The 20,689-nt window shown below is 66.7% G+C and carries 18 protein-coding genes and 2 pseudogenes; 11 read left to right on the forward strand and 9 right to left on the reverse strand.

Annotation, left to right across the window (positions count from 1 at the left end; genetic code table 11):
- Positions 1 to 4: 4 nt before the first annotated feature.
- From AC1DIN_RS09000 to AC1DIN_RS09015, 4 genes are all read right to left on the reverse strand, one after another.
- On the reverse strand, positions 5 to 520 hold the full coding sequence (locus AC1DIN_RS09000; protein ID WP_476809487.1) for a peptidase associated/transthyretin-like domain-containing protein: 516 nt from the start codon (positions 518 to 520) through the stop codon (positions 5 to 7).
- On the reverse strand, positions 517 to 1,446 hold the full coding sequence (locus AC1DIN_RS09005) for a DMT family transporter (RefSeq protein ID WP_476809488.1): 930 nt from the start codon (positions 1,444 to 1,446) through the stop codon (positions 517 to 519). Before AC1DIN_RS09005 ends, AC1DIN_RS09000 begins: the two co-directional genes overlap by 4 nt.
- A complete protein-coding gene (gene argJ / locus AC1DIN_RS09010; protein ID WP_476809489.1) occupies positions 1,427 to 2,677 on the reverse strand; it encodes a bifunctional glutamate N-acetyltransferase/amino-acid acetyltransferase ArgJ in 1,251 nt (416 codons plus the stop codon). Before argJ ends, AC1DIN_RS09005 begins: the two co-directional genes overlap by 20 nt.
- 233 nt (positions 2,678 to 2,910) lie before the next feature.
- On the reverse strand, positions 2,911 to 3,771 hold the full coding sequence (locus tag AC1DIN_RS09015; protein WP_441469384.1) for a peptidylprolyl isomerase: 861 nt from the start codon (positions 3,769 to 3,771) through the stop codon (positions 2,911 to 2,913).
- Between the two features lie 368 nt (positions 3,772 to 4,139).
- On the opposite strand from AC1DIN_RS09015, the pseudogene secA reads away from it, so the two are divergent.
- Both secA and AC1DIN_RS09025 read left to right on the forward strand, forming a co-directional pair.
- Positions 4,140 to 6,681: pseudogene (gene secA / locus AC1DIN_RS09020) on the forward strand (preprotein translocase subunit SecA); the annotation flags it as partial.
- 47 nt (positions 6,682 to 6,728) lie between these two features.
- A pseudogene (locus AC1DIN_RS09025) lies at positions 6,729 to 6,923 on the forward strand (SEC-C metal-binding domain-containing protein); the annotation flags it as partial.
- A gap of 96 nt (positions 6,924 to 7,019) precedes the next feature.
- Here AC1DIN_RS09025 and AC1DIN_RS09030 read toward each other — a convergent pair.
- Entirely contained in the window at positions 7,020 to 8,075 is a 1,056-nt protein-coding gene (locus tag AC1DIN_RS09030; RefSeq protein ID WP_476809490.1) for an acyltransferase family protein, read from the reverse strand.
- Between the two features lie 197 nt (positions 8,076 to 8,272).
- A complete protein-coding gene (locus AC1DIN_RS09035; RefSeq protein WP_476809491.1) occupies positions 8,273 to 8,770 on the reverse strand; it encodes a c-type cytochrome in 498 nt (165 codons plus the stop codon).
- A 250-nt stretch (positions 8,771 to 9,020) separates the two neighbouring features.
- Here AC1DIN_RS09035 and AC1DIN_RS09040 point away from each other — a divergent pair, with 250 nt between their 5' ends.
- The 3 genes from AC1DIN_RS09040 (at position 9,021) to serA (ending at position 11,811) form a co-directional block, all read left to right on the forward strand.
- Positions 9,021 to 10,001 carry an SPFH domain-containing protein gene (locus AC1DIN_RS09040; RefSeq protein WP_441469381.1) on the forward strand — a complete coding sequence of 327 codons (981 nt, stop codon included), beginning with the start codon at positions 9,021 to 9,023 and terminating at the stop codon, positions 9,999 to 10,001.
- Between the two features lie 7 nt (positions 10,002 to 10,008).
- Complete coding sequence (locus AC1DIN_RS09045) at positions 10,009 to 10,455, forward strand: NfeD family protein (RefSeq protein ID WP_476809492.1); 447 nt, start codon at positions 10,009 to 10,011, stop codon at positions 10,453 to 10,455.
- 96 nt (positions 10,456 to 10,551) lie between these two features.
- Positions 10,552 to 11,811 (forward strand): phosphoglycerate dehydrogenase, encoded by a 1,260-nt coding sequence (serA, locus tag AC1DIN_RS09050; RefSeq protein WP_441469379.1) that lies wholly within the window; start codon positions 10,552 to 10,554, stop codon positions 11,809 to 11,811.
- An 18-nt stretch (positions 11,812 to 11,829) separates the two neighbouring features.
- On the opposite strand, the gene AC1DIN_RS09055 is transcribed toward serA, so the two are convergent.
- Positions 11,830 to 12,006: a hypothetical protein gene (locus AC1DIN_RS09055; RefSeq protein ID WP_441469378.1), complete on the reverse strand. Its 177-nt coding sequence runs from the start codon at positions 12,004 to 12,006 to the stop codon at positions 11,830 to 11,832.
- A gap of 188 nt (positions 12,007 to 12,194) precedes the next feature.
- Here AC1DIN_RS09055 and AC1DIN_RS09060 point away from each other — a divergent pair, with 188 nt between their 5' ends.
- Entirely contained in the window at positions 12,195 to 13,202 is a 1,008-nt protein-coding gene (locus tag AC1DIN_RS09060) for an LLM class flavin-dependent oxidoreductase (RefSeq protein ID WP_476809493.1), read from the forward strand.
- A 165-nt stretch (positions 13,203 to 13,367) separates the two neighbouring features.
- Positions 13,368 to 13,835 carry a Fur family transcriptional regulator gene (locus AC1DIN_RS09065; RefSeq protein WP_441469376.1) on the forward strand — a complete coding sequence of 156 codons (468 nt, stop codon included), beginning with the start codon at positions 13,368 to 13,370 and terminating at the stop codon, positions 13,833 to 13,835.
- 25 nt (positions 13,836 to 13,860) lie between these two features.
- Here the strand turns inward: AC1DIN_RS09065 and AC1DIN_RS09070 are convergent, their stop codons facing one another.
- Together AC1DIN_RS09070 and AC1DIN_RS09075 are read right to left on the reverse strand one after the other, a co-directional pair.
- Positions 13,861 to 14,133 carry a GNAT family N-acetyltransferase gene (locus AC1DIN_RS09070; protein WP_476809494.1) on the reverse strand — a complete coding sequence of 91 codons (273 nt, stop codon included), beginning with the start codon at positions 14,131 to 14,133 and terminating at the stop codon, positions 13,861 to 13,863.
- A 16-nt stretch (positions 14,134 to 14,149) separates the two neighbouring features.
- Positions 14,150 to 15,772, reverse strand: a complete 1,623-nt coding sequence (locus AC1DIN_RS09075; protein ID WP_441469374.1) for an OpgD/OpgG family glucan biosynthesis protein — start codon at positions 15,770 to 15,772, stop codon at positions 14,150 to 14,152.
- Between the two features lie 274 nt (positions 15,773 to 16,046).
- Here AC1DIN_RS09075 and AC1DIN_RS09080 point away from each other — a divergent pair, with 274 nt between their 5' ends.
- The 4 genes from AC1DIN_RS09080 (at position 16,047) to AC1DIN_RS09095 (ending at position 20,678) form a co-directional block, all read left to right on the forward strand.
- Positions 16,047 to 16,607, forward strand: coding sequence for a glyoxalase superfamily protein (locus AC1DIN_RS09080; RefSeq protein ID WP_441469373.1), 561 nt, complete (start codon positions 16,047 to 16,049; stop codon positions 16,605 to 16,607).
- A 573-nt stretch (positions 16,608 to 17,180) separates the two neighbouring features.
- Positions 17,181 to 18,326: a type III PLP-dependent enzyme gene (locus AC1DIN_RS09085; protein ID WP_441469372.1), complete on the forward strand. Its 1,146-nt coding sequence runs from the start codon at positions 17,181 to 17,183 to the stop codon at positions 18,324 to 18,326.
- A gap of 228 nt (positions 18,327 to 18,554) precedes the next feature.
- Positions 18,555 to 19,091: a GNAT family N-acetyltransferase gene (locus tag AC1DIN_RS09090; protein ID WP_476809495.1), complete on the forward strand. Its 537-nt coding sequence runs from the start codon at positions 18,555 to 18,557 to the stop codon at positions 19,089 to 19,091.
- 150 nt (positions 19,092 to 19,241) lie between these two features.
- Complete coding sequence (locus AC1DIN_RS09095; RefSeq protein ID WP_476809496.1) at positions 19,242 to 20,678, forward strand: homospermidine synthase; 1,437 nt, start codon at positions 19,242 to 19,244, stop codon at positions 20,676 to 20,678.
- Positions 20,679 to 20,689: the final 11 nt, after the last annotated feature.

Raw genomic sequence — 20,689 nt, forward strand, 5'->3', positions numbered from 1 at the left:
TGACTCAGTTGCCGGAGAGGATGACCTGGACGGGCTCGGTTTCCTTGCCCGTCACCGTGACGCTGTCATAGACCAAGCCGCCCTCCCGCGTGAAGGCGTTCTCATCGCCCCAGATGACCTGGGTGGTGATGAGATAGCTGCCGGGCGCGACCTTGTCGAAGGCGAAGCGGCCATTGGACTCGGCCTTGGTCGTGCGCGTGTATTCGGCATAGTCGGGGTCGACCACGTCACTGGCCGGAAAGTTGCGGTACGGGACAAATTTGCCGTTGCCGTACAAATTGGCGAAGCGTTCGCGGGCGAAGCCGGTGGCCGGGATGAGGCGCACGACCTGGCCGGCTGCATTGACCACCGCGCCGCTCGGCTTGGTGCGGAAGGCGTGGCCGACGATGACGCCGGTTCCCGGTTTCTTGATGTAGGCGGCCTCCTCGGCGGAAAAGGCCACCGTTGCCGGTTTGCGCTCGACGCAACCGGCCATGACGGCGCCGGCCAGAATGGCCGCCGCGATAGTCTCGATCCTCATATGGCCCCCACCCTGCGCGGCGCCGTCGTGACGAGGAAGACGCCGGCCAGGATGATGCAACCGCCGAGGATTTGATGCAACCCCAGGTTTTCATGGAGGACGACCACGCCGAGGATAACGGCCACCGTCGGCACGAGATACCCGGTCATCGCGGCCCGCGTCGGCCCTGCCGCCCGGATCAGCCGCATGAAGACGGTGACCGGGATCGCGGTGGCGAAGATGCCGAGCGCCAGCATCGCCGGCAGATGGTCGCCGAGCGGCAGGAAGGCCGCAGGACCGAGCACAGCGAGCGTCAGCGTCGTGGCGATGGTGCCGGAAAACATCTGCTGGCCCAATGCCAGCCGGGCGGGATCGCCCGTCGCGGCCGGCACGGTGCGGACATAAAGGTTGGCGGTGGTGTAGCTCAGCGTTGCGCCGATCATGGCGAGCACGCTGAGCGCGGTGCCGCCGCCCTCGAACAGGCGGGGGCCGATCAGCAGGGCAACGCCGGCCATGCCGAGGAGGATGCCGCCGAAGCGACGCGGGCTCAGCCGTTCCTCGGAGAAGATGAGATGGGCCGCAAGCGCGGTGACGAGCGGCCCCGCCGCCTGGATCATCGCTGCCGGCCCGCTGGCGAGCTGAATCAGCGCGTAGCCGACGAGCACGTTCGGCAGCCAGCCATTGGTGGTGCCGAGCACGATCCAGGGCAGGATCTCGGCGCGCCGTGGCAGCGGGCTGCGTCCGCGCCCCAGGCTCCAGAGCGACAGCACGGCAGTGCCCAGCAGGCCCCGGCTCGCGGCGATCGCCAACGCCGAAACCTCCCCGCTCATCAGCTTGATGAACAGGTAGCTCGACCCCCAGAGCAGGGAGCAGATGAGCAGGTTGACGGCGATGAAGCTGCGGCTGGGCTCCTGCGACGGCGCGGCCTCAGGAGCGATAGTCGCCATTGATCTCGACATAGGCCTTGGTCAGGTCGCAGGTCCAGACCGTGGCCTTGCCGCGTCCGATGCCGAGATCGGCGGTGATGACGATGTTGTCGCCCTTCATATACTCGGATACCGCGCCCTCATCGTAGGATGGCGCGCGGGCACCCTGCTTCGCCACGACGATGTCGCCGAAGCCGATGTCGAGCCGGTCGCGATCGGCCGGCTCGCCGGCCTTGCCGACGGCCATGACGACGCGGCCCCAATTGGCGTCCTCGCCAGCGATGGCGGTCTTGACCAGCGGCGAATTGGCGATCGAGAGCGCGACGCGCTTGGCCGAGCGGGCGGAAGCCGCGCCGGTAACCCGCACCTCGACGAATTTGCGGGCGCCTTCGCCGTCCTTGCAGACGAGATGGGCGAGCTCGAGCAGGATCGAGTTCAGCGCGCGCTTGAAGCCGGAAAGCCTGTTGTCGTTGATCTCGGTGATCGCGGGTACGCCGCGCTCCGCCGCCTTGCCGGTGGCGAAGAGCATCAGCGTGTCCGAGGTCGACGTGTCGCTGTCGACGGTCACCGCGTTGAACGAGCCCTTCACGCCCTTGGAGAGCAGGGCCTGCAGCACGGGCGCAGCGATCGGGGCATCGGTGAAGACGAAGGAGAGCATCGTCGCCATATCCGGCGCGATCATGCCGGCGCCCTTGGCGATGCCGGCGATCACGACCTCCTTGCCGTCGATCTTCGCCTTGCGGGTCAGCGCCTTCGGGAAGGTGTCGGTGGTCATGATCGCCTTGGCGGCGTCGATCCAGGGACCGTCGGCGGCGCGTTTGGCGCAATCGTCGAGCACACCCTTGAACTTGGTCGCGTCGAGCGGCTCGCCGATCACGCCGGTCGAGGCGATGAACACCTCCTGCGGCTTGCACCCGGCCGCCTTGGCCGCGATCTCGGCCGTCAGCTGGACGGAATCACGGCCCTTCAGGCCGGTGAAAGCATTGGCATTGCCGGAATTGACGACGACGGCGCGGGCGGAGCCTTGGCTCAGATTATCGCGGCACCAGTCGACCGGAGCCGACGGGCATTTCGAGCGTGTGAAAACGCCGGCGACCTGCGTGCCCGCATCGAGCAGCGCGAACCAGACATCGGTGCGGCCCTTGTAGCGGATGCCGGCCTCGGCGGTGGCGAAGCGCACGCCCGGAACCGGCGGGACCTTGGGCTGGCGCTTCGGCGCGAGCGGGGAAACGGGGACATCCTTGCCGGCCATCGGAGCTCCTCCTGCGGAGCACTGCTCGAAGACTGGCGAATCGTTCGCTCGCCGGGCAGTGCGTCTCGTTCGAGAGTCCCTCTGCCGCAGGCCGGTGACGAAAACAAGAAGGGCGGCCGCAAGGGCCGCCCGCGAAATTGAGGGTCTGCGTCATGCGCGGGCTCGACCCGAGCATCCCTCGCCGGAGATTCTCGGGTCTGCGCCACGCTTCGCCCGAAAATGACGAGGCTGGATCAGTTCTTCTTCGGCGCGGCCGGGGCAGCCGGAGCGGCGGGCGCAGGAGCTGCCGGCGCGGCCGGCTTGTCGAGGCGCTCGATCTTGGCCTTCTCGCGCAGCGCCACCACAAGGTCCTGCTGGGCCTTGCGCTCGAGGTACTGGTCGATCTGCGGCTTCACCGCGGCGAAGTCCGGCAGCGGCTTGGTGCGCTTGTCCTCCAGCTTGATGATGTGCCAGCCGAACTGGCTCTTCACCGGCTCCGAGACCTCGCCCTTCTTCAGCTTGAAGGCGGCTTCGGCGAATTCCGGAACCATGCGGTCCTTGGTGAACCAGCCGAGATCGCCGCCCTCCTTGCCCGAGCCCGGATCCTTCGAGACGTCGGCGGCGACCTTGGCGAAATCCTCGCCCTTCTTCAGCCGCTCGACCACGGCCTTGGCCTGGGCCTCGTCCTCGACGAGGATGTGGCGGGCATGAGCCTCTTCCTCGGGCGTCATCGCCTTGGTGGTTTCGTCAAAGAGCTTCTTGGCAGCGTCGGCGGTGACGGCCTTCTTGCCCTCGCGGGTCAGGTACTCGTCGAGCAGCACCTTCTCGCGGTAATAGGCGAGGCGGGCCGTGAAGTCCGGCGAATCCGTGATCTTGGCATCGGCGGCCGCCTTGGCGCCGAGCTTGAGGTCGACGAGGTAGTTGATGACCTCGTCGCGCTTGCGGTCCTCGGGGAGCTGGGCAAGGCGCTCGCCGAGATCCTCGCTGGCGAGCTGGATGTCCTTCTCGGTGATCGCGATGCCGTCGACCTTGGCAACGACCTTGTCGGCCTGCGCGAAGGCCGGTCCCGCCAGCAGCGCGAAGCCGAGGACGGCGATGAAACGGGCTGAGTTCATGAGTGACGGCCTTTCGTCGGAAAACCCGAGACGCTTTGGCGGCTGCACTGCCAGTTGAACGCGGCAAAGGCAAGGCGGTTCAAGCGATTGCGGAGGCCGATCACGCAGCTTTGCACCATCCGGCCGAGGGGCATGGTGCCGCAACGTCGCGCGATCTCAAGGTCCCGCCCTTGGAAGCGGCCGGGAAAAACCCCACATCCACACCCGAATTCACTTGCTGTTTCGCTGCCGATTGGACGAAACGCACGCTGGACCCTGCCCGCGCACGCGTCTAAACACGCGGTCGCATTCGAGAATACCGGGCCTCCGACCCGAGCGCGGACCAGACCGCGCGGCCGGGGGCCCAAGCATCACCTGAAAGGCCCAACATGCTTGGCGCGCTCGCAAAGAAACTCTTCGGCTCGTCGAATGACCGCCGCGTCAAGGGCTACCAGCCCCGCGTCGCTGCTATCAATGCTCTCGAGAACGAGCTGTCGGCGCTGAGCGACGAGGCGCTGAAGGCGCGCACTGACGAGTTCAGGCAGCAGCTCGCCAACGGGGCCAAGCTCGACGACCTGCTTGTTCCGGCTTTTGCCACGGTGCGCGAAGCCGCCAAGCGCGTGCTCGGTCAGCGCCCCTACGACGTGCAGCTCATCGGCGGCATGGTGCTGCACGAGGGTGCGATCGCCGAGATGAAGACGGGCGAGGGCAAGACGCTGGTCGCGACCCTGCCGACCTATCTCAACGCGCTCGAGGGCAAGGGCGTCCACGTCGTCACCGTCAACGACTACCTCGCCCGGCGCGACGCCGAGTGGATGGCGAAGCTCTACAACTTCCTCGGCCTCACGGTCGGCATCATCGTGCACGGCCTCGACGACGAGGAGCGCCAGCGCGCCTATGCCTGCGACATCACCTACGGCACGAACAACGAGTTCGGCTTCGATTATCTGCGCGATAACATGAAGTACGACGTCGCGCAGATGAGCCAGCGCGGCCACCACTTCTCCATCGTCGACGAGGTCGACTCGATCCTGGTCGACGAAGCCCGCACGCCGCTGATCATCTCCGGTCCGCTCGACGACAAGTCCGATCTCTATGTCGCGATCGACAAGGTGCTGCCGGGGCTCGTCGCCGGTGATTACGAGGTCGACGAGAAGCAGCGCACGGTTGCGCTGACCGAGGCCGGCAACGAGCATATCGAGGAGCTGCTGCGCGAGGCCGGCCTGCTGACCGAGGGCGATCTCTACGACGCTCACAACGTCACGCTCGTCCACCACGTCAACCAGGCGCTGCGCGCCCACACGCTCTTCACCCGCGACAAGGACTACATCGTCCGTGGCGACGAGGTCGTCATCATCGACGAGTTCACCGGCCGTATGATGCCGGGCCGGCGCTATTCGGAAGGCCTGCACCAGGCGCTGGAGGCCAAGGAGAACGTCACCGTCCAGCCCGAGAACGCGACGCTGGCCTCGATCACCTTCCAGAACTATTTCCGCCTCTACAAGAAGCTCGCCGGCATGACCGGAACGGCGGCGACCGAGGCCGACGAGTTCTTCCAGATCTACAAGCTCGAGGTCGTCGAGATTCCGACCAACGTCCCGGTCGCCCGCAAGGACGAGGATGACGAGGTCTACCGCACCTTCGAGGAGAAGGTCCGCGCCATCATCCGCGAGATCCAGGCAGCGCAGGCCAACGGCCAGCCGATCCTGGTCGGCACCACCTCGATCGAGCGCTCCGAGCTCGTCGCCGACATGCTGGAGAAGGCGGGCTACAAGCTGCTCGACTTCACCAACCCGACGGCGCTGGAGCCTGTCTACCAGGCGGCGCGCGAGGGCAAGACCACCAAGGCCTTCGCCGTGCTGAACGCCCGCTTCCACGAGCAGGAGGCCTATATCGTCGCCCAGGCCGGCGTGCCCGGCGCGATCACCATCGCCACCAACATGGCCGGCCGCGGCACCGACATCCAGCTCGGCGGCAATGCCGAGATGCGGATCAACCACGACCTCGCCGGCATGGAGCCGGGCCCGGAGCGCGACGCCAAGGCGGCGGCGATCCGCGTCGAGGTCGCCGAGTTCAAGCAGCGCGTGCTCAAGTCCGGCGGCCTCTACATCGTCGGCACCGAGCGCCATGAGAGCCGGCGCATCGACAACCAGCTGCGTGGCCGCGCCGGCCGCCAGGGCGATCCCGGTCGCTCGAAGTTCTTCCTGTCGCTGCAGGACGACCTGATGCGCATCTTCGGCTCCGACCGGATGGACGGCATGCTGACGAAGCTCGGCCTCAAGGAGGACGAGGCGATCGTCCATCCCTGGATCAACAAGGCGGTCGAGAAGGCGCAGGGCAAGGTCGAGGCACGCAACTTCGACATCCGCAAGAACATCCTGAAGTACGACGACGTCATGAACGACCAGCGCAAGGTCGTGTTCGAGCAGCGCCGCGACTTCATGCGCCAAGCCAGCGTGCGCGAGACGATCGACGACATGCGCCACGGTGTGGTCGAGGATGTCGTCGCCCGCCACATCCCGGAGGAGGCCTATCCCGAGCAGTGGGATACCGCCGGCCTCAAGCAGGAGGTGATCCAGTATCTCAACCTCGACCTGCCGGTCGAGGACTGGGCGAAGGAAGAGGGCATCGCTGACAGCGAGATCCGCGAGCGCATCCGCAAGCTCGCCGACGAGGACTATGCCGGCCGCATCGAGCGCAATAGCGACGAGGTCATGACCTATGTCGAGAAGCAGGTGCTGCTGCAGTCCCTCGACCATCTCTGGCGCGAGCATCTGGTCACGCTCGACCATCTCAGACAGGTCATCGGCTGGCGCGGCCTCGCCCAGCGCGACCCGCTGCAGGAGTACAAGCAGGAGGCGTTCGAACTGTTCGACGGGCTGATCGGCCAGCTTCGGCAGCAGGTCACCGGCCATCTCTCGCGCGTCGAAGTCCGCTTCGAGCAGCCGGAAGACGAGCAGGCACCGCTGCTGGCGCAGGATGGCGCGGGTTCGGGCTTCGGCGGCGGTGACTATGGCGGCGGCAGTGTGCAGTTCGCCGCTGTCGATGCCGATACGGAGGTGCTGGACCGCAATCCAGCCGATCCTGCGACCTGGGGCAAGGTCGGCCGCAACGAGCCCTGTCCCTGCGGCTCCGGCAAGAAGTTCAAGCACTGCCACGGCCAGTTCGCCTGAGGCAGCCACTCCCGCTCACGCTCTTCGCGCCCGGCCTTGTGCCGGGCGCGCTGCGTTTCGGGGCGTGCGCGAGAGATCGCGGCGAGCGGCCGTCGATCAGAGCGAGGAGCCGATCTCCCGCTGCCCGGCCGCGCGCGGCCGCAGGCCGAGCCAGGCCGGGCGCGCGAACAGGAAGGCCAGGGGCGTGCCCCTGACCAGCCGGTGCATCAGCAGCGGCACGGCGACGGAGATCGCCGTCAGCAGCAGCGCGGCGACGCCGGGATCGAGCGGGATGCCCGAGCGCAGCAGCACCGTCCTGCCGATCACCATCGGCAGGAAGAAGGCGAGGTAGATCGGCAGGGAGTTGCGCCCGCAATAGTCGAGCCAGGGCAGGCGCCCGGCCAGCAGCACCGCGCTGAGCAGGATCCCGGAGACGCCTGCGACGCCCAGCAGCAGATGCACGCCCAGTGGTGCCATCTCTACGTCGTGGCCGAGGAAGGGCGTGGCCAGGGCGCTGACGGCGAACCAGCCGGCCCATAACAGAAAGGTCTTGCCGCTATGGTCCGCGGCCCGGTCGGCTGCGGCGCGGATCTCGGCCGAGAACACGGCGCCGGCGAGGAAAAAGACGAAATAGGCGGTGAACTGGTCGGGCACCATCCAGCCGGTGCTCAGCGGCGCCATCGCCAGCAGCGCGGCCATCATCAGCGCGACGCGGCGGCAGCGCCACACCGCCTTGGCGACGACGAAGAAGATGGCGAGCAGATAGATGAACCAGAGCACGCCGAAGGGGTCGACGAGGCCCAGCGCATAGTTCTGCACGAAGCCCGAGAGGCCTGCCTCACCCCAGGGCGGGGAGCGCATCAACGTGTTGATGCTGAACCAGAGCAGATAGAAATAGGCGAGCGGCACGATCTTGCGATCGAGGAAGGCGCTCCAGCCGAGGTCGACGAGGCGCGGCACGAACAGCCCCGAGAGCAGGAACAGGCCGGGCATGCGGAACTGCTTCGCCCAGGCGATCAGCGGATCGATCCAGCTCTCCTGCCCCGTGGCGCCTTCGAGCCCGCCGGCCACATGCATCAGCACGACCAGGATGATGCAGATGCCCTTGCCCGTATCGACCCAGCCGATGCGGCCGCCGGCCGGGCGCTGGGGCGATGCAGTCGTTTCAGCCATGATGCCGGTTCCTCCAACCGGAGCCTCGCACGGCCGGCTTAGCAGGGGGTTATGATTGCTTCCGGATAGGATCGGGTGCCGTTAAGCTTTCGGCAAGGGCGCGCGCGGCTTCGCGCGCTGCCTTGTGCCGAGCGACCATGGCTTGCGCGGGCCGGCCGCATCGGTTTGAGATCATCAAGGTTTCGTGGGAATGAGGCTCACTGCTCCTTCTCATAGGCGGCATATTGCTCCGCCGACATGCCCGGCAGTTTCTGCACGAAGGCGACGACGGCCCGCAGCTCGTCGTCGCTGTGGGACTCCGCGAAGGCCGGCATGCCTGTCATCCGAACACCGTTCTTGACGATCCAGAAGATCTCGGCGGCGCTCCAGCGCTGGATCGTGTCCGGCAGGAACGGCGGCTCTGGATTGAGGCCCTTGCCGATATCGACCGGGTCTTTCCCGGGGCCGCCGTGGCAGTAAACGCAGGTCTCGTTGTAGAGACGGAACCCGCGGGCAATGTCTGTGGACGGTGCCGGCGCCGGCACGCTGGCCGCGTGGCGAGCCACCGATTGACGCATGGCGGTCTGCAGCAGGAAGAACACCGGAGCGCTGTGCGGCTCGCGGGCGGCAATATTGACGAAGCCACTGAAGACAACGGCGAGTCCGGCGATGGCCAGGGCGATGAAGGCTGTGATGAAACCGGCGATGAATCGCATGGCGCCCTCCCGCGCGGGATGCGGCCCGGCCGTCGCTTCGTGCCGGGCAACCGTTATGCTCAGGCCGGTCGATGCTACCCGATGTCCGCCACCAGGGCGAGCATGACGTTCGCGGTCACCCTGTCCGATGGCGAAGGCCAGCCAGCGCAAGGCGGCGCCTGACCACGCCCGCAGCTTGCATCCGCTCGCGGCAACCGCCAGTTTGGACGTCGTCGGAGGCCGGGCCGGTCGCCGCCGCAAGGGGTGTGGGATGGAACTGTCGGGCTACAATATCGCCGTCATCGTCGTCGTGGCGCTGGTCGTCCTGACGATCGCGCGCGGCGTCCGCACAGTCCCGCAGGGCTACAACTACACCGTCGAGCGTTTCGGCCGTTATTCGCGCACGCTGAGCGCGGGCCTTGGCCTGATCGTGCCCTATATCGACCGCATCGGGCACAAGGTGAACGTCATGGAGCAGGTGCTCGACATTCCCTCGCAGGAAGCGATCACCAAGGACAATGCCGGCGTTCGCATCGATGCCGCCGCCTTCTTCCAGGTGCTCGACGCTGCCAAGGCCTGCTACGAGGTCTCTTCGCTCAACGATGCGCTGATGGTCCTGACCATGACCAATATCCGCACCGTGGTCGGCTCGATGGACCTCGACCAGCTCCTGTCGCATCGCGACGAGATCAACGAGCGGCTGCTGCGCGTCATGGACGCCGCCGCCTCGCCCTGGGGCGTCAAAGTGACCCGTATCGAAATCCGGGACATCCTGCCGCCGGCCGATATCGCCGGCGCGATGAACCGGCAGATGAAGGCGGAGCGCGAGAAGCGCGCCGCCGTGCTGGAGGCCGAGGGCCTGCGACAAGCCGAAATCCTCAAGGCCGAGGGGCAGAAACAGTCGCAGATCCTCGCCGCCGAGGGCCGCAAGGAGGCGGCCCTGCGCGATGCTGAGGCGCGCGAAAGGCTGGCGCAGGCCGAGGCGGCCGCGACCGCGATGGTCTCGGAGGCGATCGGCCGCGGCGACATCCAGGCCGCCAACTTCCTGATCGCCGAGCGCTACACCGATGCGCTGAAGGCGATCGCCTCGAGCCAGAACAGCAAGGTGGTGATCGTACCGATCGAGGCCGCCGCGCTCGCCGGCACGGTCGGCGGCATCGCCCAGCTCACCAAGGCCGTCTTCGGCGAGGAGGCGGTGGCCGAGCGCCGCGGTTCCGGCTCGGTGCCGGCTTCGGGCCGGACGGGCGTCTGAGGTGGTCATGCCGGACTGGCTGATGACACATAGCGGCTGGCTCTGGGCGATCCTCGGCCTGCTGCTGATCGGCGGGGAGATGCTGGCACCCGGCGTCTTCCTGATCTGGCTCGGCGTGGCTGCTCTGCTCACCGGCGCGGTGGTCGGCGTCCTCGGTTTCGGCTGGCAGGCGGCCTGCATCGTTTTCGCGATCCTCGCCGTCGCCTGCGTCGCCGCGGGGCGGTTGCTGACGCGCCGCCGGAGCGAGGAACCGGACGCCGCGACCGGGCTCAACGATCGCGGCCGCCAGCTGATCGGTAAGGTCTTCAGGCTGGAGGCGACGATGACCGGCGGCGAGGGCCGCATCCGCGTCGGCGATTCCTCCTGGCGCGTGATCGGGCCGGAGTTTCTGGCGGGCACGGAGATCAAGGTGGTGCGGGTCGAGGGCGCGACGCTGGTGGTCGAGAAGGCGTGAGTCTGCCACGCGTTTTCGCCGCGGACCTGCATGGAAAGCGTTTCCCTCGCGCGCCATGAGGACTATAGCAACCGCTCCTTCACGAGCGCAGCCACCATGACCAGCCTCAGCGAACGCCTTTCCCTTCCGAAGGACCGCATCAAGGTCCTGCTGCTGGAAGGTATCAACGATTCCGCCGTCGAACTGCTGGAGCAGGCCGGCTACTCCAATCTGGAGCGGCTGCCCAAGGCGCTCGACCGCGAGGCGCTGCTCAAGGCGATCCAGGGCGTGCATGTGCTCGGCATCCGCTCGCGCACGCATCTCACTCCGGAGGTCTTCGCCGCTGCCGACCGGCTCTTTGCCGTCGGCTGCTTCTCGGTCGGCACCAATCAGGTCGATCTCGAGGCGGCGCGCCAGCAGGGCGTGCCGGTCTTCAACGCGCCGTTCTCCAACACCCGCAGCGTCGCGGAGCTCACCATCGGCGAGATCGTGATGCTGCTCCGGCGCATTCCGGACCGCTCGCGCTCGGCTCATGATGGCGGCTGGGACAAGTCGGCCAACGGCTCCTTCGAGGTGCGCGGCAAGACGCTCGGCATCGTCGGCTACGGCAATATCGGCAGCCAGCTCTCGACGCTCGCCGAGGCGATGGGCATGCGCGTGATCTACTACGATCACACCGATAGGCTGCGGCACGGCAACACCGAGCCGACGAAGAGCCTGAACGCCCTGCTCGCTGCAGCCGACATCGTTTCGCTGCATGTGCCGGAGACGCCGCAGACCGCCGGCATGATCGGCGCCGCCCAGGTCGCCAAGATGAAGAAGGGCGCCTACCTCATCAACAACTCGCGCGGCACCGTCGTCGATCTCGACGCGGTCGCGGCGGCGCTGAACAGCGGTCATCTGGCAGGTGCCGCGGTCGATGTCTTCCCGGTCGAACCCGCCTCCAACGCGGAACGCTTCGTCTCACCGCTGCAAGGCTGCGCCAACGTGATCCTGACGCCGCATATCGGCGGTTCGACCGAGGAAGCGCAGGAACGCATCGGCGCAGAGGTTGCGCGCAAGCTTGTCGACTATTCCGATGTCGGCTCGACGGTCGGCGCGGTGAACTTTCCGCAGGTGCAGATTCCGGTCCGCGCTGTGGGCACACGCTTCATCCATGTCCAGCGCAACGTGCCGGGCATGCTGCGGCGCCTCAACGACGTCTTCGCCAACCGGCAGGTCAACATTGCCGCGCAGAACTACCATACCGACGGCGAGGTCGGTTATGTCGTCATCGAGGCCGACAAGGTCTCGATCACAGAGGCGCGGGACATCCTGCGCGAGATCCGTGCCCTCGACGGCACGATCCGCGCTCGGCTGCTCTATCAGCGCGACTGACGCGCCGGGGAAGGCATCTCAGTCGCGCCCCCCCGGTTTGGTCGGCGTTTCCACCGCGACGGGGTCACTGGCGGGGAAGGTGTCCCTCAGCGCCCGGTCGAGTTCAGCGTCCTTGCCGTGCTCGCGCTCGGCCTTGCGCTGTTCCTTCTGCTCCTTGCGCAGGCTTTCCTTGGCCGGATTGGCTGTCGTGTTCATGGTCTCTCCTTCGGCGCGGATGGCTTTGCAGACCAACGCCGCAGGGCGATGGGCGTTCCGCCAGAACGCCAGCGCAGGCGCGCCATGACGAAGCGGGCCTGCCTCTGGACCGGAGCGCGCAGCCTTCCCATCTGGTGAAGCTCAGCCTTCCCGCCGGCGGTCGTCCGGCGCCAGCCAGCAGGGCCGCCATGGTCGCGATCTCCGTCCTCGATCTCGTTCCCGTCGTCGAAGGGGAGGGGCCGCGCCAGGCGCTGCTCAAGTCGATCGATCTGGCGCGTCACGCCGAGAGGCTCGGCTACAGCCGCTACTGGGTGGCCGAGCACCACAACATGGTCGGCATCGCGAGCGCGGCGACCTCGGTCGTCATCGGCCAGCTCGCGGCGGCGACCAGCACGATGCGGATCGGCGCCGGCGGCATCATGCTGCCGAACCATGCTCCCCTCGTCATCGCCGAGCAGTTCGGCACGCTGGAGGCGCTCTTCCCCGGCCGCATCGATCTCGGTCTCGGCCGCGCGCCCGGCACCGACCAGCTCACGCTCAGGGCGCTGCGGCGCAGCCCGATGTCTTCCGACAGCTTCCCGCAGGACGTGCTCGAGCTGCAGGCGCTGTTCGCGCCGGCCGGTCCCAACCAGGCGATCCGCGCCGTGCCGGGGGAGGGGCTGAACGTCCCGCTCTGGATCCTCGGTTCCAGCCTGTTCGGCGCGCAGCTCGCCGCCGAGCTCGGCCTGCCCTATTCCTTTGCTTCGCATTTCGCGCCGGATGCGCTGCTGCAGGCGCTCGCCGTCTATCGTGAGCGCTTCAAGCCGTCGGAACAGCTTGCGGCGTCCTATGCCATGCCGGGCATCAATGTCGTCGCCGCAGAGACCGATGAGGAGGCGCGCCATCTCGCAACCTCGCTGCAGCAGCGCTTCGTCGGCATGGTCCGCGGCGCACGCGGCAAGCTGCAGCCGCCGATCGACGATATCGAGCAGTACTGGTCGCCGGCGGAGAAGGCGCATGTCTCGCAGATGCTGCGCTATGCCTTCATCGGCTCGCCGGAGACGCTGAAGCGTTCGCTCGGCGCCTTCATCCGCGAGACCGGCGCCGACGAGATCATGATCACCGCGCCGATCTTCGACCATGAGAAGCGCAAGCGCTCCTTCGAGTTGGTGGCGGGAATCGCGGCCGATCTCGGCGCGGTTCGGGGCGTAGCCTGAGAACGGCAGGCCTGCCGGAACGCATCGTCATGCTGCGCGATGTTGCGCAGCATGACGGCCGCGACGGTCATTGCGATAGCAAAGCATTTGCAATAATAATGCAAATGAGAGTGATTATCGTATAGGCGAATTTGCAAATTCGCTCGTTCGCGGTATCTCCGTGGCATGATCGAAGTGGACCGGCGCGTTGCCGTTTTCGAAAGCCAGCTCAAGGGTGCCGGGCTGCGCATGACGCAGCAGCGGCGGCTGATCCTGCGCGTGTTGGCGGAGGCGGATGATCACCCCGATGCGAAAGGCATTTTCACCCGTGCCTTCGCCCTCGATCCGACGCTCTCGCTCTCGACCGTCTACCGCACGATGAAGGTGCTGGAGTCGCAAGGGGCGATCGAACGCCACGCTTTCGAGGACGGCGTCTCGCGCTACGAGCATGCCGGCCAGGAGCATCACGACCATCTGATCGACATCGATTCCGGCGAGGTGATCGAATTCTCCTCGGACGCGATCGAGGAGCTGCAGCGGCGTATCGCCGCCGAGCTCGGCTATGAGCTCGTTCGGCACCGGCTGGAGCTTTATGGCCGCAAGAAGCAACCGGCCAAGACGCCGGCGGTGCGCAAGAGCCGCAAGCAGAGCTGACGCGCTGCGGCCTCGGCCGATGCTTTTAGCCGTCGATGATGTCGTCGTATTCGCGATGCTTCGCGATCCAGCCCTTAAGGAACTCGCAGCGGACCACCGCCTTGCGTCCGCTCGCCCGGATCAGCTCGAAGACGCCCTTCGCGAGCCGCGAGCCGATGCCCTGCCCGGCGAACTGCTCGGGCACCTCGGTATGGATCAGCATGAGCCGGTTGCCGTCCTGCCGGTAGGCGACGATGGCCGTGCCGCCGTCGAGCGACAGCTCGAACCGGTTCTGTTCGGGATTCTCGACGACGTTCATGGTCGGCTCCTCCAGATCAGCCTTGCGCTTCGGAGCGCCAGGGGTAGCTCCAGGTTTCGGTGAGCGCTTTGCCGCCGCTCCTCAGGAAGGCCCGCATCTCGGCCAGCTGGCCAGGCTCGACCACCACGTCGATGAAGGCGCGGAAACCCTTGGTCTTCTGGTTCGGCACAATGAAGGCGCGGTCGATCCGGCCATAGGCGATCGATGGCACGATCTCGACCTTTTCCGGCTGCTTGACGTGATAATCGAGGTCGCCGCCGGCGAAGTCGACAATGAAGCGCCGGGCGCCTTCCGTCACAGGCTCGCCCGAACCCAGCGCCTTTGGCTTGGCCTGGTAGGTGTTGATCACCCGGCCGCCCGGATGCAGATCGCTGGAATCGAGCATGGCGGTGAGCTTGTAGGCGAAGGAGAATTCGCGGCCGGGTTCGAGCGGTGTCTTCGGCGCCCAGAGCGCAACGATATTGTCGTTGGTCTCGTCCGCGGTCGCCATCTCGATCAGCTCGACGACGCCCTCGCCCCAGTCGCCCTGCGGCTCGATCCAGTAGGACGGGCGCAGCTCATAGGCGAGGTCGAGATCCTGATAATGCTCGAAGGTGCGGTCGCGCTGCATCAGGCCGAAGCCGCGGACATTGCGCTCGACGAAGGAGGAGACGGCCTGCTGCTTGGGATTGCGCAGCGGGCGCCAGATCCATTCGCCGCTGCCGGAATGGATCATCAGCCCGTCCGAATCGTGCAGTTCGCTGCGGAAGTCGTCGAAGAAGCGGCGGTCGTTCTCCCCCGTGAAGAACATCGAGGTCAGCGGCGCGAGTCCGAGCTTCTCGATCGGCACGCGCGGATAAAGTGTTGCCGCGACATCGATCACCGTGTCGAGATCGGGATAGATGGTGAAGCGGAAGGCGCCGGTCACCGAGGGGGAATCGAGCAGCGTGTGGATGATGACGCGCTCGGCATCGGCGGCAGGCTGCTCGATCCAGAATTCACGGAAGATCGGGAACTCTTCGCTCGCGGTGCCCGCGCCGATCGAGAGCCCGCGTGCCGAGAGGCCGTAGCGCTGGCCGCGACCGAGCACGCGGAAATAGCTCGCGCCGATGAAAGAGATCAGCTCGTCGAAGACGCGGGGGTCGTTGAGAGGAAAGTGCAGGCGGAAGCCGGCGAAGCCGAGATTGACCGGCAAAGGCTTGTCGAACTTGACCTTGCCGTAATCGAACAGGTTGGCGGCATAGGGCACAGGGGTCGGCACGCCGTCGCGCACCACGTTCACCGTGACCGGCCGGGTGAACAGGAAGCCCGGATGGAACATCTGCATGCGGAAGGGCGAGCCGTTCTGCGCCAGCAGCGCCCGCTCCGGCCGGAAACGGATGTCGCGCCAGGAATCGTAGTCGAGCTTCGCCAGCGCCTCGGGCAGGCTCGCGCTCGGCTCATAGGCGACGGCAGCGATCTCGCGTGCCCGGCGCTGCACGTCCTCGAAGCTGAAGCGCGGCTGCGGCGCCGCGTTCTGAGGAGGCGGCGTCTGCGGCTGACCTTGCGGCGGCGGTGTCTGAGGCCGCGGCTGCTGCGCCAAAAGGACGGAGGGCGCTGCCGAGAGGCAGAGCGCGGCTGAGAGTCCGCCCAAAACCCGGCGGCGATCTGTCGTGGTCATGCGTGGTCCGTCTTCCCCGTCGCGTCGGCTGCGCAAAATAGGCGTTAGCCGAGACTTAAGGCCATCAAATAGGGCCGGTCTAGGGCATCCGCCATTGACAGGAGATGAAGATATCGCAACCTTCGCGACCGGCCGGATGCGGCCAGCCGCTCGCGCCCTAAAGGGCAAGGTGAACGCATCCCTCAAGCCCCTGTCCTGATCCCGATCGACTCGTGGACGGATATCGGTAAGGCGAGCCCCGATCCCACCGTCCGCAGCGAGAAGGATCACGACGATGCGTAGCTTCCGCGATGCGAAGCTGATGGCGAAAAGTCTGCGCGAGACCATGGTCGCCAGGCAGGTGCCGCTTTCCCATTCCGAAGCGCTGGAAATCGTGGCGCGCCAGTTCGGCTATGACGACTGGAACGTGCTGGCGGCAAAGATCGGCGAGGCTGCGCCCGATGTGTCGGCCGCGGCGACGGATGAAGCGGTGCGCCTGCAGATGGGGATTCCCGTCCTCAGGATCTTCGACGAGGCCAAGGCGAAGCAATTCTATCTCGACTTCCTCGGCTTCTCGATGGACTGGGACCATCGCTTCGGGCCGGACATGCCGCTCTATATGCAGGTGTCGCGCTCCGGGCTGCAGCTCCATCTCTCGGAGCATCACGGCGACGCGAGCCCCGGCTCGACCGTCTTCGTCTGGATGCAGGGCGTCGACGCCTATCGCGCCGAGCTCATCGGCAAGCGCTATTCCTATTCGCGGCCGGGCATTCAGGAGGACGGGCCGGGTGGCCGGACGCTTGAAGTGCCGGACCCGTTCGGCAACCGGATCCGCTTCTGCGAGAAGCGCGACTAACCCATAGCCAGCGAAGCGGTTTCGGCGGTGAACCCGCTCTGGCCCGGGTGCGGATCGGCCCTGCAAAAAAATGCGGCTCCGGGCTCACAAAACACTTGTAGTCGGGAGTCGCGGTCCGTATATCGCCTTCACCCAATTCGCACGTGCCTGTGGCCGCGTGCTGGTCGGTGGGCATTCGGACAAGAGGCCGGACAGCCGCCAGGGGTTGGAGGACGGATGGAGGGGATGGACATCCCTCAAATCACGCCTCCCAGTCTCCGCAAGGAGATTGTTCCCCGACACAGACCAGCAGCCGGAGGCAAAACCGGCGAACCCCGAATCTCCACGGGGGACGCAGCTTAAAGCAACGACGGAGCGGGCTTTTTTGGTCTCGCCGGCTTTCCACAGGCCGGCACCGAAGAGGCTTGTCCTTCATTGCCGGCCGTGCGGGGTTTTCCCCAATCGAACGGTGTTTCGGGTCCGGACGTTTCGTCCGCTGTAGCAGGCGTCTCCACAGCGCCTTGCGGCCGCGAACGACTCATTCCGGCGATACATCGCATCGACGCCGCTTGCGTCGTAGGGGAGTCGCGTCTCATGACCGACCGCATCCGTGAGTTTCTTCGCACCCGACGTGAGGACGGGCCCTGCGTCGTCATCGACACCGATGTCGTGCGCGAGAATTATCATGCCTTCGCCCGTGCGCTGCCCGACACCCGCGTCTTCTACGCGGTGAAGGCGAACCCGGCGGCGGAGGTGCTTGCCCTGCTGGCCAAGCTCGGCTCCTGCTTCGACTGCGCTTCGGTCGTCGAGATCGAGCTCGCGCTGGCTGCCGGCGCTACCGCCGACCGCATCTCCTTCGGCAACACCATCAAAAAGGAGCGCGACGTCGCGCGCGCCATGGAGCTCGGCGTGCGCCTCTTCGCCGTCGACTGCACGGCCGAAGTCGAGAAGGTCGCCCGTTCCGCCGAGAAGACCGGCACGAAGGACGCGCGCATTTTCTGCCGCATCCTCTGCGACGGCGCCGGCGCCGACTGGCCGCTTTCGCGCAAGTTCGGCTGCGTGCCCGAAATGGCCGCGGACGTGCTCGAGCATGGCCATCGCCTCGGCCTGCTGGCCTATGGCATCTCGTTCCACGTCGGCTCGCAGCAGGCGAATGTGAATGCCTGGGATTCCGCCCTGGCCTCGGCCTCGGCGATCTTCAAGGAGTGCGCCACCCGTGGCATCTCGCTGTCGATGGTCAACCTCGGCGGCGGCTTCCCGGCGCGCTACCTGAAGCCGATTCCGGGCGTGCCGTCCTATGGCGACGCGATCTTCCGGGCGCTGTCGAAGCATTTCGGCAACCAGCTGCCCGAGACGATCATCGAGCCGGGCCGCGGCATGGTCGGTGAGGCCGGCCTGATCGAGGCCGAGGTCGTGCTGATCTCGAAGAAGGCCGAGTCGGACGAGGTCCGCTGGGTCTATCTCGACATCGGCAAGTTCAACGGTCTCGCCGAGACCATGGACGAGGCGATCCGCTACCCCATCCGCACGACGCGCGATGGCGATGCGACCGTCCCGTGCGTGCTCGCGGGTCCGACCTGCGACTCGGTCGACGTCATGTACGAGAAGACCCCGTACATGCTGCCCTTCTCGCTGGAGATCGGCGACAAGGTGCTGATCGAGGGCACGGGCGCCTATACGACGACCTATTCGGCCGTCGCCTTCAACGGCTTCCCGCCGCTGAAGCAGTACGTCATCTGACGTCGGAAGGAGCGCGAGCTCCTTCCTCAACCATCGGGTCCGGCGAAGCGCCCTGTCTGAGACGGCAGGCTGCCCGGTCAAACGGGCGGAGCGTTCGTATCTCCAGAACGGAGATGCGGTCGTGGCTCCCGCCGGACCCCCTTCCACACAACCCATCCGCTTGTGGCCGCGCTCGCGCGGCGCCGGGAAGGTCTGCGTGAAAGCAGGCGCTCCGGCAGGAGGTGCGTTATGATCACGATCCGCGACGAGCTCGCCACCGACATTCCCGCCCGCGAGGCGCTGCTCGACCGTTGCCTCGGCGAGCGCCGGACCGCCAAGTCCAGCGAGCGCCTGCGCGAGGGCCGTCTGCCGGCCGAGGGCCTGGCCCTGACCGCCGAACGCGACGGCGAGCTGCTGGCGACCGTCCGGCTCTGGCATGTGGAGGCCAATGGCGTGCCGGCGCTGCTGCTCGGCCCGCTGGCGGTCAAGCCCGAGCTGCAGGGCGAAGGGCTGGGCAAGGCGATGATGCGCGAGGCGCTCTGGCGCGCCGCCTGCCGCGGGCACGGCGCCGTCATCCTTGTCGGCGACGCGCCCTACTACGCCCGCTTCGGCTTCGATCCGGCGCTGACGCGCGAGCTCGCCATGCCCGGCCCGGTCGAGCGCGAGCGCTTCCTCGCCATCGAGCTGCGCGATGGCGCGCTCGACAGTGCAAGCGGCGTGCTGGTCGCCACTGGCGTTGCCATTCCCGCCGCCTTCGAAGTGCAAGAGGTGGCGCAGGCCGCCTGACGCTTCAGACATTCGTCATCGCGCCGTCATCGCCCGGCGCTTTCCATGCGCTCACCCGCGTGGAAGGCGTCCCAGGCGATTGACGGCGCGATTTTGCGCTCATACGACCCTTTCGACCTTTTTATCCCCAGAACCCAGGAGTTACAGAGAATGACGAATTGGCCCGTCTACGGCGAGATCACCGGCCCGATCGTGATGATCGGCTTCGGCTCGATCGGCCGCGGTACGCTGCCGCTGCTCGAACGGCACTTCAAGTTCGACAAGAGCCGCTTCGTCGTCATTGCTCCAGATGATTCCAACCGCCATCTCCTCGACGAGCGTGGCATCCGCTTCATCCAGGAAGCGCTGACGCCGGCTAACTACAAGGAAATCCTGGAGCCGCTGCTGACCGCCGGCGGCGGGCAGGGCTTCTGCGTGAACCTGTCCTGCGACACCGGCTCGCGCGACCTGATGGAGTTCGCCTCAAGCCTCGGCGCGCTCTATATCGATACGGTCAACGAACCCTGGCTCGGCTTCTATTTCGACGACAGCAAGGGGCCGGCCGAGCGCTCGAACTATGCGCTGCGCGAGATGACGCTTGCCGCCAAGCGGGCGCGGCCGGCCGGCACGCCGACGGCGGTCTCCTGCTGCGGCGCCAACCCCGGCATGGTCTCCTCGCTGGTGAAGCGGGCGTTGACGAACCTCGCCGCCGACATGCGCCTCAATGCGACGCAGCCGACCACCCGCGAGGAATGGGCGGCGCTGATGCACCGCGTCGGCGTCAAGGGCATCCACATCGCCGAGCGCGACACGCAGCGCTCGCGGAACCCGAAGCCGCCGAACGTCTTCGTCAACACCTGGTCTGTCGAGGGCTTCATCGCCGAGGCCGTCCAGCCGGCCGAGCTCGGCTGGGGCACCCACGAGAAATGGATGCCGGMGAATGCCMATGGTCACGAGACAGGCTCGCAAGCGGCGATCTATCTGATGCAGGCCGGCGCCGAGACCAAGGTCCGCAGCTGGTGCCCGACACCGGGCGCGCAGTACGGCTTCCTGGTCACGCATAACGAGTCGATTTCGATTGCGGATTATTTCACCGTGCGCGACGAGACCGGCAAGGCGACCTACCGGCCGACCTGCCATTACGCCTACCACCCGGCGAACGATGCCGTGCTCTCGCTGCACGAGATGTTCGGCAATGCCGGCCGGCCACAGGAGGAGCACCACATCCTCGAGGAGAAGGAGGTCGTCGACGGCATCGATGAGCTCGGCGTGCTGCTCTACGGCCACGACAAGGGCGCCTACTGGTTCGGCTCGCAGCTCTCGACCGAGGAGGCGCGTTCGCTCGCGCCCTATCAGACCGCGACCGGCCTGCAGGTCACCTCTTCCGTGCTGGCCGGCATGGTCTGGGCGCTGGAGAACCCGCGCGCCGGCATCGTCGAGGTCGAGGAGCTCGATTACAATCGCTGCCTCGAGATCCAGCAGCCTTATCTCGGGCCGGTGAAGGGCTACTACACCGACTGGACGCCGCTCGATGGCCGCCCGGGCCTGTTCCCGGAGGATATCGATACCAGCGATCCCTGGCAGTTCCGGAACATCCTGGTTCGCTGAGGAACCGGAAC

This window comes from Allobosea sp. 05T438 (assembly GCF_056396025.1).

Bases quoted from the DNA above. Each gene is read 5' to 3' on its own strand.
- AC1DIN_RS09000 (WP_476809487.1), bottom strand. From the start codon at position 520: ATGAGGATCGAGACTATCGCGGCGGCCATTCTGGCCGGCGCCGTCATG.
- AC1DIN_RS09005 (WP_476809488.1), bottom strand. From the start codon at position 1,446: ATGGCGACTATCGCTCCTGAGGCCGCGCCGTCGCAGGAGCCCAGCCGC.
- argJ (WP_476809489.1), bottom strand. From the start codon at position 2,677: ATGGCCGGCAAGGATGTCCCCGTTTCCCCGCTCGCGCCGAAGCGCCAG.
- AC1DIN_RS09015 (WP_441469384.1), bottom strand. From the start codon at position 3,771: ATGAACTCAGCCCGTTTCATCGCCGTCCTCGGCTTCGCGCTGCTGGCG.
- AC1DIN_RS09030 (WP_476809490.1), bottom strand. From the start codon at position 8,075: ATGGCTGAAACGACTGCATCGCCCCAGCGCCCGGCCGGCGGCCGCATC.
- AC1DIN_RS09035 (WP_476809491.1), bottom strand. From the start codon at position 8,770: ATGCGATTCATCGCCGGTTTCATCACAGCCTTCATCGCCCTGGCCATC.
- AC1DIN_RS09040 (WP_441469381.1), top strand. From the start codon at position 9,021: ATGGAACTGTCGGGCTACAATATCGCCGTCATCGTCGTCGTGGCGCTG.
- AC1DIN_RS09045 (WP_476809492.1), top strand. From the start codon at position 10,009: ATGCCGGACTGGCTGATGACACATAGCGGCTGGCTCTGGGCGATCCTC.
- serA (WP_441469379.1), top strand. From the start codon at position 10,552: ATGACCAGCCTCAGCGAACGCCTTTCCCTTCCGAAGGACCGCATCAAG.
- AC1DIN_RS09055 (WP_441469378.1), bottom strand. From the start codon at position 12,006: ATGAACACGACAGCCAATCCGGCCAAGGAAAGCCTGCGCAAGGAGCAG.
- AC1DIN_RS09060 (WP_476809493.1), top strand. From the start codon at position 12,195: ATGGTCGCGATCTCCGTCCTCGATCTCGTTCCCGTCGTCGAAGGGGAG.
- AC1DIN_RS09065 (WP_441469376.1), top strand. From the start codon at position 13,368: ATGATCGAAGTGGACCGGCGCGTTGCCGTTTTCGAAAGCCAGCTCAAG.
- AC1DIN_RS09070 (WP_476809494.1), bottom strand. From the start codon at position 14,133: ATGAACGTCGTCGAGAATCCCGAACAGAACCGGTTCGAGCTGTCGCTC.
- AC1DIN_RS09075 (WP_441469374.1), bottom strand. From the start codon at position 15,772: ATGACCACGACAGATCGCCGCCGGGTTTTGGGCGGACTCTCAGCCGCG.
- AC1DIN_RS09080 (WP_441469373.1), top strand. From the start codon at position 16,047: ATGCGTAGCTTCCGCGATGCGAAGCTGATGGCGAAAAGTCTGCGCGAG.
- AC1DIN_RS09085 (WP_441469372.1), top strand. From the start codon at position 17,181: ATGACCGACCGCATCCGTGAGTTTCTTCGCACCCGACGTGAGGACGGG.
- AC1DIN_RS09090 (WP_476809495.1), top strand. From the start codon at position 18,555: ATGATCACGATCCGCGACGAGCTCGCCACCGACATTCCCGCCCGCGAG.